General features: G+C 69.5%; 12 protein-coding genes and 1 pseudogene. 5 read left to right on the top strand and 8 right to left on the bottom strand.

Annotated elements, in window-relative coordinates; translation table 11 throughout:
* Positions 1-56 precede the first annotated feature (56 nt).
* From B0I29_RS30445 to B0I29_RS30435, 3 genes are all read left to right on the top strand, one after another.
* Complete coding sequence (locus B0I29_RS30445) at positions 57-737, top strand: ABC transporter ATP-binding protein (RefSeq protein WP_111652557.1); 681 nt, start codon at positions 57-59, stop codon at positions 735-737.
* On the top strand, positions 737-1,495 hold the full coding sequence (locus B0I29_RS30440) for an ABC-2 transporter permease (RefSeq protein WP_111652556.1): 759 nt from the start codon (positions 737-739) through the stop codon (positions 1,493-1,495). The genes B0I29_RS30445 and B0I29_RS30440 overlap by 1 nt, the downstream gene beginning before the upstream one ends.
* 80 nt (positions 1,496-1,575) lie before the next feature.
* Positions 1,576-2,619 (top strand): NAD(P)-dependent alcohol dehydrogenase, encoded by a 1,044-nt coding sequence (locus B0I29_RS30435; RefSeq protein ID WP_111652555.1) that lies wholly within the window; start codon positions 1,576-1,578, stop codon positions 2,617-2,619.
* Positions 2,620-2,631: 12 nt separating this feature from the next.
* On the opposite strand, the gene B0I29_RS30430 is transcribed toward B0I29_RS30435, so the two are convergent.
* Together B0I29_RS30430 and B0I29_RS45990 are read right to left on the bottom strand one after the other, a co-directional pair.
* Positions 2,632-3,504 carry a helix-turn-helix transcriptional regulator gene (locus B0I29_RS30430; protein ID WP_111652652.1) on the bottom strand — a complete coding sequence of 291 codons (873 nt, stop codon included), beginning with the start codon at positions 3,502-3,504 and terminating at the stop codon, positions 2,632-2,634.
* Between the two features lie 55 nt (positions 3,505-3,559).
* Complete coding sequence (locus B0I29_RS45990; protein WP_181558048.1) at positions 3,560-3,709, bottom strand: hypothetical protein; 150 nt, start codon at positions 3,707-3,709, stop codon at positions 3,560-3,562.
* 167 nt (positions 3,710-3,876) lie between these two features.
* Here B0I29_RS45990 and B0I29_RS30425 point away from each other — a divergent pair, with 167 nt between their 5' ends.
* Positions 3,877-5,832 (top strand): elongation factor G, encoded by a 1,956-nt coding sequence (locus B0I29_RS30425; protein WP_245972851.1) that lies wholly within the window; start codon positions 3,877-3,879, stop codon positions 5,830-5,832.
* Positions 5,833-5,934: 102 nt separating this feature from the next.
* On the opposite strand, the gene B0I29_RS30420 is transcribed toward B0I29_RS30425, so the two are convergent.
* The gene (locus B0I29_RS30420; protein ID WP_111652553.1) at positions 5,935-6,354 is read right to left on the bottom strand and encodes a VOC family protein; all 420 of its coding nucleotides are present in this window, start codon (positions 6,352-6,354) and stop codon (positions 5,935-5,937) included.
* Positions 6,355-6,449: 95 nt separating this feature from the next.
* Between B0I29_RS30420 and B0I29_RS30415 the strand changes: the two genes are divergently transcribed.
* Positions 6,450-7,400, top strand: coding sequence for a helix-turn-helix transcriptional regulator (locus tag B0I29_RS30415; protein ID WP_111652651.1), 951 nt, complete (start codon positions 6,450-6,452; stop codon positions 7,398-7,400).
* Between the two features lie 139 nt (positions 7,401-7,539).
* Here the strand turns inward: B0I29_RS30415 and B0I29_RS30410 are convergent, their stop codons facing one another.
* The 5 genes and pseudogenes from B0I29_RS30410 to B0I29_RS30390 all read right to left on the bottom strand — a co-directional run bounded on the left by B0I29_RS30410 (position 7,540) and on the right by B0I29_RS30390 (position 11,804).
* Complete coding sequence (locus tag B0I29_RS30410; protein WP_111652552.1) at positions 7,540-7,863, bottom strand: hypothetical protein; 324 nt, start codon at positions 7,861-7,863, stop codon at positions 7,540-7,542.
* A 170-nt stretch (positions 7,864-8,033) separates the two neighbouring features.
* Positions 8,034-8,234: pseudogene (locus B0I29_RS46990) on the bottom strand (helix-turn-helix domain-containing protein); the annotation flags it as partial.
* A 151-nt stretch (positions 8,235-8,385) separates the two neighbouring features.
* Complete coding sequence (locus B0I29_RS30400; RefSeq protein ID WP_111652551.1) at positions 8,386-9,138, bottom strand: carbon-nitrogen hydrolase family protein; 753 nt, start codon at positions 9,136-9,138, stop codon at positions 8,386-8,388.
* Positions 9,135-9,704, bottom strand: a complete 570-nt coding sequence (locus B0I29_RS30395) for an AAA family ATPase (RefSeq protein ID WP_111652550.1) — start codon at positions 9,702-9,704, stop codon at positions 9,135-9,137. The genes B0I29_RS30400 and B0I29_RS30395 overlap by 4 nt, the downstream gene beginning before the upstream one ends.
* A gap of 594 nt (positions 9,705-10,298) precedes the next feature.
* On the bottom strand, positions 10,299-11,804 hold the full coding sequence (locus B0I29_RS30390) for an MFS transporter (protein WP_111652549.1): 1,506 nt from the start codon (positions 11,802-11,804) through the stop codon (positions 10,299-10,301).
* Between the last annotated feature and the right edge of the window lie 72 nt (positions 11,805-11,876).

Here is an 11,876-nt window from a genome sequence, read left to right as displayed (position 1 = left end):
CCGGGTCCGACCGCGGTCGGACGACCCGGGGCGGCGGAGTGGCGATCGTGGTAGCCATGATTGAGGTACACGAGCTGACCAAGCGGTTCGGGCCGGTGACCGCCCTCGACCGCCTGTCGTTCCAGGTCCGGCCCGGACAGGTGACCGGTTTCCTGGGCCCGAACGGCGCCGGCAAGTCCACCGCCCTGCGCATCATCCTCGGCCTGCACCGAGCCACCAGCGGCGAGGCTCTGATCGGCGGCCGGCGCTACGACCAGATCAAACACCCGCTGCACGAGGTCGGCGCGGTGCTCGACGCCGACGCCGCCCATCCCGGCCGGACCGCCCGCAACCACCTCGCCTGCCTGGCCCGCACGCACCGCATCGGCAGCGGCCGGGTCGACGCGGTCCTCGACCAGGTGGACCTGGCGACCGTGGCCGACCGCCGGGTGGGCACCTACTCGCTCGGCATGCGTCAGCGCCTCGGCATCGCGGCGGCACTGCTCGGCGACCCGGCCGTGATCGTGCTCGACGAGCCGGTGAACGGCCTCGACGCCACCGGTATCCGCTGGATCCGCTCGCTGCTGCGCGACCTCGCCGAGCAGGGCCGCACGGTGCTGCTCTCCAGCCACCTGATGAGCGAGATGGCGGTGACCGCCGACCACATCCTGATCATCAGTGCCGGGCGGCTGCGCGAGGACGTCGCCATGGACGAGGTCCGCGACAGCCTCGAAGACTTCTACCTGGGAGCGTTGTGATGCCGGCTGAATGGCTCAAGCTGCGTACCGTCCGGTCCACCTACGCGTTCCTGGCCGCCGCTGTCGCGGCCGGCCTGCTCGGGATGCTGATCCTGGTCCTGCTGATCGGCTCGTACGACCAGGCGCCGGCCGCCGACCGGGCGAACTTCGAGACCGCCGACATCACCGTGGTGGTGATGCCGTTCGTGACGTTCTTCCTCGCCGCGATCGCCGCCCTGTCGATCACCGGTGAATTCGCCACCGGCACCATCGGCCCGAGCCTGCTCGCGGTCCCGCGGCGGCGTGACCTGCTGCGCGCGAAGGTGGCGGTGGCGATGACCGGCGGGTTCGGCGCCGGCCTGCTGATCGCGGCGGCCACCACGGCCGGGGCGATGCTGCTGCTCGGCGCCCGCCCGGCCCCGCTCAACCCGTGGCCGCACTGGTCGGACGCGGTGCCGACGGTCCTGAGCGCGGCAGTGGTCGTGATGGTGACCAGCGCCGTCGCGGCCGGGCTCGGCACCATCCTGCGGTCCACCGCGACCACGCTGGTCACCCTGGGTGGCCTGATCCTGGTGGCGCCGGTCTTCGCGCACTTCCTGCCCACCGTGTGGCACCTCAGGTTCGCCTCGGTGCTGCTGCCGAATCTGACCCCGCAGCTGGCCGGTGGCGAGCACCCGTACGTGTTCTCCCCAGGCGGTGCGGCCGCGGTGGCCGCCGGCTACCTGGTCATCGCGCTCGGCGCGGCGGCGATCAGCCTCCAGCGAAGGGACGCTTCCTGAGTGGTGTACCACCAGTGACTCCCAGCCGTCCGCGACCTGTGATTTCGTAGAGGTGACCGCTTCAAGTCCGGAGGAAAACCATTCTCACCGTCAACGCCATCGCCGCTGTCTCCGCCACCGAACCGCTGGTCCGCACCACGGTCGAGCGCCGTGACCTCGGCCCGCACGACGTTCTCATCGAGATCGCGTACGCCGGCATCTGCCACTCCGACATTCACACCGTTCGCGGCGAATGGGGCACGATCGCCTACCCGCAGACCGTCGGCCACGAGATCGTGGGGCATGTCACCGAGGTCGGTGCCGAGGTCACCAAGCACGCCACCGGCGACCGGGTCGGCGTCGGCTGCATGGTCAACTCGTGCCGGGAGTGCGACAACTGCCAGGCCGGCCAGGAGCAGTACTGCCTGAAGGGCAACACCGGCACCTACGCCGCGGTCGACCGGGACGGCACCGTCACCCAGGGCGGGTACTCCACGCACATCGTCGTCGACCAGGACTTCGTGCTGCGCGTACCGACGTCGATCCCGCTGGAAGCGGCCGCGCCGCTGCTCTGCGCCGGCATCACCACGTACTCGCCGCTGGCGCACTGGAACGCCGGGCCGGGCAAGAAGGTGGCAGTCGTCGGCATGGGCGGCCTCGGCCACATGGGTGTCAAGATCGCTGTCGCGCTCGGCGCCGAGGTGACTGTGCTGTCGCAGACCCTCAGCAAGAAGGCCGACGGCGAGGCCTTCGGCGCGCAGCACTACGACGCGACCAGCGACCCGGCCACGTTCACGACGCTGAAGAACAGCTTCGACCTGATCATCAACACGGTCAGCGCGCCGATCGACATGTCCGCGTACCTGGGCCTGCTGCGCCTGGACGGCACCTTCGTCAGCGTCGGCGCCCCGCCGGAGCCGCTGCCCGTGCAGGTGTTCTCGCTGTTCAACAACCGGCGCTCGTTCGCCGGCTCCAGCATCGGCGGCATCGCCGAGACCCAGGAGATGCTGGACTTCTGCGCCGAGCGCGGCATCGCCCCCGAGGTCGAGGTCATCGACGCCGGTGCGGTGAACGAGGCGTACGAAAGGGTGTTGAAGTCCGACGTCCGCTACCGGTTCGTCATCGACATCGACACCCTGCGCTAAGAGGTCAAAGCCTCAGCGAGCCGGGGCGATCAGCTCCGGCTCGCTGGCCGCCCAGGACGCCAGCAGGCTCAGCCCGTGCGCGCTCGCCGACCCCGGGTCGGCCGCATAGATCGTCAGGGTCAGGTCCGGCTCAGCCCGGAGATCCATGCTTTCGTACGCGAGCTCGAGCCCGCCGACGACATGATGATGGAACGTCTTCACCCCGGTGCCATGCGTGCGGACGTTGTGCGCGCCCCACCGGCGGCGGAACTCGTCACTGCGCGTCGACAGCTCACCGACCAGGTCCTGCAGACCCTTGTCGTGCGGATCCTTGCCGGCGGCGGTCCGCAGATTGGCGACAAACATGTCGGCGGCCAGCGCCCAGTCGGGATAGAAGCGCCGGGCCGCGCTGTCCAGGAACGTGAACCTGCCGAAGTTCGGCGCGCCGCCCGCTCCGGCATAGAGATCGGCGAACATGGCCCGGCCCAGCAGGTTCGACGCGACCAGGTCCTGCCGGTTGTTGGCCAGGATTGCCGGGCTGGTGATCGCGTCGAGCGACCACTGCAGGCTGGGCCGCACGGTCCACTGTTTCGGCCGGCGCACCGGCCGCAGCAGTGCGCCGCTGCCGTTCGCCTCCTGCGCGAGCCGGACCAGGTGGGCGCGCTCCGCCTCGTCGAGCTGCAGCGCGCGGGCGATCGCGTCCAGCACGCTCGCCGACACACCGGCCAGCTGGCCGCGCTCCAGCTTGGCGTAGTACTCCACGCTCATCCCGGCGAGCGACGCCACCTCGCTGCGCCGCAGCCCGGCGACCCGCCGCTGGCCGAACGCCGGCAGCCCGGCCCGCTCCGGAGTGATCTTCGCGCGGCGGGTGGTGAGGAAATCCCGCACCTCGGCTCGGTTGTCCACGCTCACGACGGTACGTCGAACGGCCGTGACCTGCGATGCACTGCCGGTACACCCCTCAGTGCGCGGCCACCCGGATGACCCAGAACAGGGCCGCGCCGCCGACCAGCATCGCCAGCATGGTCAGCGCCACCATGGCGACGAACGCGCTGCTCAGCGAACTCTGCTGCGCGGGCTGATCCTCGGGCTCCGGCTCAAAATCGAACACAAACCTTATTGTACGACAAACCGGCTGAAATTTAATCGGTAGCGGTCCCACCGGCGGCCGTGCCAGGGTGGGTTGTCAGACAGCCTGCGACAAGGAGAAACCAATGCGAGCAGCTTCCACGCTCCGGACCCCTTTCCGTCCTACCGTGGAGTTCTGCTTTGTCATTGATGAACCTCGGCATCGTCGCGCATGTTGACGCCGGCAAGACCAGCCTGACCGAACGCCTGCTCTTCGAGGCCGGGGCCGTCGCCCTGCCCGGCAGCGTCGACGACGGCACCACCCGCACCGACTCGATGGATCTGGAACGCCGCCGCGGCATCACCATCCGCGCGGCCGTCACCACCATCCGCCTCGGCGCGCTCACCGTGAACCTGCTCGACACCCCGGGCCACCCGGACTTCATCGCCGAGGTCGAGCGCTCGCTCGCCGTCCTCGACGCCGCGGTGCTCGTGGTGTCCAGCGTTGAGGGCGTCCAGCCGCAGACCGTCGCCATCTGGCGGGCGCTGCGCCGCATCGGCGTACCCACCGTGTTCTTCCTCAACAAGATCGACCGCCGCGGCGCCGACGTCGACCGTGTGCTCGGCCAGCTTCGCCTGCGGCTCGCGGCAACCCCCGTCCCGCTCACCGCGGTCACGGGTCAAGGTCAGACCACAGCGAGGGTACGCGCCATCGCGCTGGACTCCGACCCCGTGGTCGAAGCCGTGGCGGAGGCCGACGACACCGTGGCCGCACGCTGGCTGGACGATGACCCGGGTGTGCCGGTCCGGGTCCGCGACGTCCGCCGCGCGATCCGCACCGGTGTCCGTGGCGGTCAGCTCAGCCCGGTCGTCTGCGGCTCGGCGATCACCGGTGCCGGCGTGCGGCAACTGCGCCACGTCCTCGCCGACCTGCTGCCGCGCTGCGACGAACCCGGCGGCCCGGTCGCCGGAACCGTCTTCGCCGTCGATCGGGACAGCCACGGGCGGCGGGCATGGTTACGGCTGTGGTCGGGGCGGTTACGCGTACGAGATCGGGTGGATCTAGGCGGAAGCCGGCCGCAGACCGTGACCCAGGTCGGGGTGAGCGCGCCGGAAGGCGTGCTCGTGCGCCCGGAGGCGACCGCGGGGCAGATCGTCGCGGTGCGCGGGCTGACGGCCCGGATCGGGCAGCACGTGGGTGACCCGCCGCGCCGGCATCTCTATCGATTCCCGCCACCGACCCGGCAGGCACTCGTCGAACCGATCGAGGCGTCCCAGCGGCTCGCGCTCTTCGCCGGCCTCGCCGAACTCGCCGACGAGGACCCGCTGGTCGACCTGCGCCTCGACGAGCACGAGGGGCAGGCGGTGATCCGGCTGCACGGCGAGGTGCAGAAAGAGGTGATCGCGTCGCTGCTGGAGGATCGGTACGGCGTCAAGGTCCGCTTCTCCGGCACGCTGACGGCGTGTATCGAACGTGTCGCCGGCAGTGGTGAGGCGGTGGATCGGGTGCGGGAGGGCGGCAATCCGTATCTTGCCGGTATCGGCCTTGGGATCGCGCCGGCGCCGGTGGGGCACGGGATCGAGTTCCGCGCCGGCATCGAACCGGGACGGCTGCCGCCGGCGTTCATCGCGGCGACCGAGGAGGGTGTGCGGGCGGCACTGCGGCAGGGTTTGCGCGGCTGGCCGGTCACCGACTGCGTGGTCAGCATGGTGTCGTCGCAGTACTGCCCGCGGCAGAGCAGGTCGCACCAGAAGTTCGACAAGTCGCTCTCCAGCGTCGGGGCGGATTTCCGGTACCTCGCCCCGGTGGTGGTGACCGCGGCGCTCCGCCGGGCGGGGAGCCGGGTTTGTCAGCCGGTGGAGCGGTTCGAGGTGAACATTCCGCACCATGTGTTCGACGCGGTGGCGGCGTTGCTCGGGCGGCACGGGGCTGTCGTCCGGGAGACCGTTGCTGCTGGGGGATATCTGGAGGTCAGCGGCGTGTTGCCGTCGTCGAAGGTGCCGCAGGTGGTGGCCGCTCTGCCGGATCTGACGGGTGGGGAGGCGGTGCTGACGGCGGAGTTCGACCACTACGCGCCGGTGGTCGGAGAGGGGGCGCCGGTGCTGCCGCGGCGCGGGCCGGACCCGGGGGATCGGGAGGGGTGGTTCCGCGCGGTGCCGCGATAGGGGGCGGGGCTGTTGCTCTGGCCGGCCGTGCGGCAGGGCTGGTCCAAAGCCGGTGCGTGTCGATTTCGGGTGCGGATCGAACCCTTAATCGACACAGGCTCCTCACCTGTCATTGATGGCGACGTCGAGTACCCACGTGACGCCGAACCGGTCGGTCACCATTCCGTACAGCGGCGCCCACCCCGCCGGCCCGAGTTCGACCACGACGGCCGACCCCTCGCTCAGCCGCTTCCAGTAACCGGTGATCTCGTCGGCGTCGCTGCCCCGGACCGAGACGAAGAACGGGCTGTCCCCGGCACTCCACGGCCGCGACGACGGCACGTCGTACGCCATGATCTGGAATCCCTCGGGCGAGGTGACCTGACCCCACATGATCTGGTCGGCTTCGTCGGGCGACGGGACGCTGTGCGCGTCGGCGTAGGTGACCGCGACCAGGTCCCCGCCGAACACCGTCCGGTAGAACTCGAGCGCTTCCCGCGCGGTTCCCCGCAGGTTGATGTGCGCGACGGTGCTGATGCCCATGACTGCTCCTTGCTGGATCCTGCCGTGCTGACGAGGAGGACGATGTCAGCGGTAGAGGACAGGGAGTGGCCGCTACTTCCGGCATGATCGGATTCATGCCCACGACGTCCGCGCGGCTGCTGTCGCTGCTGTCCCTGCTGCAGGCCCGCCGTGACTGGCCCGGTGGCCTGCTCGCCGAACGGCTGGAGGTCAGCGCGCGCACCGTCCGCCGTGACGTGGACCGACTGCGCGAACTGGGTTATCCGATCCGCACTGTCAAGGGTCCGGACGGCGGCTATCGCCTGGACGCCGGCACCCGGATGCCGCCGCTGCTCTTCGACGACGACCAGGCCGTGTCCATCGCGGTGGCACTGCAGCTCGCCGGCGTCTCCGGCGCGGGCATCGAGGAGGGTGCGGCCCGAGCCCTGAACACGATTCGGCAGGTGATGCCTGCCCGGCTGCGGCACCGCATCGACGCCCTCCAGATCACCGCGGTGGAACCGCCGGGTGATCGGCCGTCGTCCGAGGTCGGCAGCGGTGTGCTGACCGCCATCGGCGCGGCCATTCACGCCCAGGAGATCCTGCGATTCTTCTACAACGACGATCAGGCACGCCGGGCCGAACCCCATCACCTGGTCGCCTGGAAAGGCCGCTGGTACCTCCTGGCCTGGGACCTCGACCGCGCCGGCTGGCGCACCTTCCGCGCCGACCGGATCACCCCGCGCACCCCTGCCGGCCCGCGCTTCGCTGCGCGAGCGCTGCCGGCCCCCGACGTCGCCTCCTTCATCGCGGCCCGGTTCCGCGGCTCCGAGGGTACGAGTGAATGGCCCTGCCACGGAGAAGTGATCATCGATCGTCCGGCTTCCGACGTGGCCACCTATGTGCGCGACGGTCTCGTGGAGGAGCTCGGGCCGGACCGCTGCCGGGTCGTGCTCGGTTCCTGGTCGTGGACCGGTCTCGCCGCCTCCTTCGGCAGGTTCGACGCCGGTCTCGAGGTGGTCGGTCCCGAGGAGCTCCGCGCCGCGTTCACCACCCTCGCCGAGCGCTACACCGCGGCGGCAGGATGACCGGGTGCATCACGTGACCGACGACGAACTCCGCGCCCGGCTCGCCCTCCGGCACGTGGAGGCGTCGTGAAGGCGTCGTGGATGGCTTAGCGGTGGGGGCTTTTTAGTGATTAGGCCGGAAGTTAGCGATTTCATCGCCCTAGGAGTTCTTCCATCGGAGGATCTCCAGCCTGATGATGTTCTGGAGATGGCTGTCAGGCATGCCGGAGAACTTCTGGATCGTATTGGGCGGCCAGTGTCCGATGAGGAAGCCGGCGCATTGGCCGAATGCTTCGGCAGTGATGAATGTTTTGGATTGGCGCATACGTTGCGACACACTATCGAGACTGCTCCGAGCGGCGGGGCTGAGGGCGTGAGGCGTTGGCAGGACAGGATGCTGGGCAACTGACAGATGCGGTTCGTCGGTCCGGCCGAGTTCGGCCGCATCCCCATCCATGAAACTGTCCGGCTTCACGCCGAACACTGCGCCCCTGTTCTACCGGATAGCCCCGCCAGAACTGCCTGGCGGCCGTCAACGTCGATGGCGTACTCGGGCTCGGCGGGCGTCAACGTGTGCTCCTCGGCTCGCGGGTGGAGAAGCCGTTCTGAGGTGAGGGCGTCACGGAGTGTAGTCGGGAGTTGCGCAAAGTCCGCGTGATGGCGCCCGCCGTCGGCGACGACGTAGCGGGCGAGCACGTCTTGGCCGGAGACTTTGCCTTGCTCGATCTGGGAGACGCGGCCTTTGGCGACGCCTATGCGGTCGCCGACCTGCTGCTGCCTCAACCCTCAGCTGCGGCGGATCTCGGTGAGCCGGCGTGCGGCGACAGTCGCGAGCAGTTCCTGCTTGCCCGACTCGCCGAGTGATACGCCGTGGCGGCAGGATGACCGAGGTGCGCCAGCAGGTTGACGCGACCCATCGCACGGCGAGACCGGCGAGCTGGTCGCGCTACTCCGGCAGGTGGCCGAGGAGGAACCCGACCCGGAACGCCGCAAGGCCCTTGCCGCCCTACCGGAAACCCTGGGCTTCGTCGTCGCCGAATAACTCGGCTATCGCCGTTCCTGTGGTCAGCAGCGGAACCTGGGTAACCACCACGCCCGTCGGGGAGATCACGCTGGTCGGGCCGTACCCGATCCGGTCCTCGCCCCGGGTGCCGGTGACGTCGGAGGACACCAGCCACATCCCGGTCTCGCGGGCTCGCTCGATGCGCATCCGGTGGTGTTCGTCCTTCCACCGTTCCGCGGTGGGGCGGCGCATCATGTTCTGCGCCGAGACGAGCAGCATCCGTGCACCCTGGGCCGCGACGTGGGCGGCCGGCTCGGGGTGCTGGGTGTCGGAGCAGATGCTGATGCCGTACCGAATGCCGTTGATCTTGAATGTCGGGTATTCGGTGCCGGGGGTGAACACGGATTCGCCCGGCATCAGGCACGTCTTGCGATAGCGGCCTTCGAGCCGGCCTCGGGTCACGACGACGACGCTGTTGAAGTAGTCGCCGGCGTCCTCCTCGATCATGCCGAAGACGAGCGTCGGTCCGATGGGTTCGAGGCGCTTTCGTATGGTGGCGAACCGTGCCGATTCCAGGTTGATGGCGTGGTGGATCACGTGGGCGGGGTCGACGAGGTAGCCCTGGAGGAAGCACTCCGGGAACAGCAGCAGGTCGGCGTCGGTCCGCCGGGCGAAGTCCTCGATGTAGGTCAGGGCCGCTTCCGGGTCGCCGAGGATTTCCGGGGTCTGGCAGGCGGCTACGCGCAGGGTGGTCATTTGGCGGCGCATCGAGGGCAGCGGGTCGGGCAGGGTGTCAGTGCGGCGGCCTTGGCCAAGCCGCTGAGGTGCAGGATCGTCGCGACGGCCTCGTCGAAGGTGGTGGTTTCCTCAAGGACGTGTTCGCCGTCGGTGCCGAGCAGATCGCGGGGCTGGTGCCACTCGCGCATCTGATCCGCGGTCACCGGGATCGGCTCGGCACGGGTGTGGTGGCGCCGCACGGTCTCGTCGAACGACACGTCGAAGTAGAAGACAGCGCTCGGCCCGGTGTGTTCGGCGATGAGCCGGCGCAGGAGCGGGCCGTGGCTCTTCGCGTCCAGGATGCCTTCGAGGATCACGTGATAGCCGGCGTCGAGAGCGGCTCGCACGGTCCCGGTGATGAAGGCCGGTGCCACCGGGTTGCCGCCGTGCTCGCGGAGGATCACCCGCCGGAGGTAGTCCTGCTCGACGAGGGCACACCCCCGCCCGAACCGCCGCCGCACCTCCCGCGCGGTGGTGGTCTTCCCCGACCCCGAGTTCCCCCGGATCACCACAAGCGTCGGCTGACCTTCACTGATGCCGCCCACGAGCCCTCCCGCCAAATTTTCGTCCGACCCTCCGCGTCCAGCCTGAACGACCACGCCCCGAAAAGCGCCCCACCAGCCCGGGTGCGCCGCACCCCGCAGCCGGCTCGCGCTCACGGTCGCATTCGCCGGCGCCACGCGACCACATGCGCGAGCCGGCCGGGAGTGGCTTGTGCTCGTGGTCGTGTTTGCGGCCGCTGCGCGACCGTAAGCGCGAGCCGGCCGGTGCGCGAGGTGTGATCCGGCATGGTCGACCTTGTTGACGTGGGGCGAGCCGTCGCTTGGACGCGTTATCCAGGGCCGATAACGCGTCTGGACTACGGCTCGCACCTCTAAGCCGTAGTCCAGACGCGTTATGAGGGTCCGATTACCTCGCTGCGCTACGGCTCGGTTCGGAGACCGGCTCCCGCCAGCACCGCCGCACCGAAATTCGACACGCGCGCTGGAAACGGTCCGTGCGTGTGAAGGCGGGGTTCGATACGCACCCGAACTCGGCACGCGGCGAGTGGTCGCATCCCGCGCGCTAGCTGGGATCTTGCGGAAGTGGCTGTGGCCGCCGGGAGACCCCGGCGGCCACAGCCATGAAGAGAGCGAACGTCAGGCGTTGGTGCGGTGCAGCACGTGGATCTCGTCGGGCTCGGGCGGGAGGTCGCTCACGCCCGCCTCGACGGCTTCCTCGTGGCGCTTGTGGGCGGCCGGCAGCAGCAGCGCCGCCACCACGGCCAGCACCGCGACACCCGCGCACACCCAGAACCCGTTGGTGAAGGCAGCGTCCGTCGGCAGGCCCTGCGGGGTGGTGTTCGAGGTGATCACGGCGGCCACGACCGCGGTGCCGATGCTGCTGCCGATGGTGCGGGCGATGGTGTTCACGCTCGTCGCCTCACCGGTCTGGGCGGCCGGGACGGCCTCGATGATGGCGTTGGACATCGCCGCGAAGGCGAAGCCGATGCCGGCACCGGTCAGAACGCCGGACCCGAGGACCTGCCAGATGGCGCCGTGGCCCAGGGCGGGCAGCGTGAACGCGGCGACCACGAAGACGGCGCCGAGGAACATCGGGAGCTTCGGGCCGTACTTGCGGGTCAGGATGCCGGCGATCGGGCCGAAGATGACCATCATGACGACGGTCGGCAGCAGGAACAGGCCGGCCTGGGAGACCGACTTGCCGAAGCCGTACCCGGTGGCCTCCGGCAGCTGGAGCAGCGTCGGGACCAGCAGGAACGTGCCGAACATGGCGAAGCCGAGGATCAGGGCGACCAGGTCGGTGGCCCAGACGCCGCGGATCTTCATGAGCTTCATGTCGATCAGCGGCTCCTTGACGCGGAGCTCGACGAGGACGAAGACGATCAGGCCGACGACGCCGAGGGCGAGCAGGCCGATGGCCTTGGCCTCGCCCCAGCCCCACGACTGGCCCTTGCTGATCGCGAGCAGCAGCGCGACGAGCGACACGGACAGGATCGAGGCGCCGATGACGTCGAGCTTGCCGGGGGTGCGTACCGGGGATTCCTTCATTCCGAAGATCGCGCCGATCAGGGCGATGACGACCAGGACCAGCGGCAGCCAGAAGAGCCAGTGCCAGGAGAGGTGCTCGACGATCGGGCCGGCGGCCACGATGCCGATGCCGGCGCCGACACCGAAGATCGCGGAGATCAGGCCGACCGTGGTGGCGACCTTCTCGCGGGGGAGTTCGTCACGGACCATGCCGATCGACAGCGGGAGGATCGCGCCCGCCGCGCCCTGCAGGATGCGTCCGACGATCAGCACCGCCAGGTTCGGCGCCAGGGCGGCGACTACCGTGCCGGCGGCGAGGATTGCCAGGACGCCGATCAGCACCTTGCGCTTGCCGGCGATGTCACCGAGCCGGCCGAGGATCGGCGTGAGCACCGACGCCGAGAGCAGGTACGACGTGACGACCCAGCTGACGTCGCTGGTCGACGCGTTCAGCTCGTGGCCGATCGTGGAGAGCGCGGGGGAGACGAGGGACTGGAGCACCGCGAACGCCAGGCCGCCGAGTGCCAGGTAGAGCACCAGCAGGTTGCCGCCCGTACCCCGGCCTTCGGTCTTCGCGGATCCGGAGGATCCGGTCTCTTCGATGGATTGGGTCATGGTGTCCTCGGATGCTAGAAGTAAACGCTTGCTGACTTATTATCGGCAGCTCAGGCCGTTAGTAAACGGTTG

Source organism: Actinoplanes lutulentus (assembly GCF_003259845.1).
Taxonomy (GTDB): Bacteria; Actinomycetota; Actinomycetes; order Mycobacteriales; family Micromonosporaceae; genus Actinoplanes; species Actinoplanes lutulentus.
Note: the sequence above shows the minus strand (reverse complement) of the source record. Positions and strands in the feature narration are given on the sequence as shown.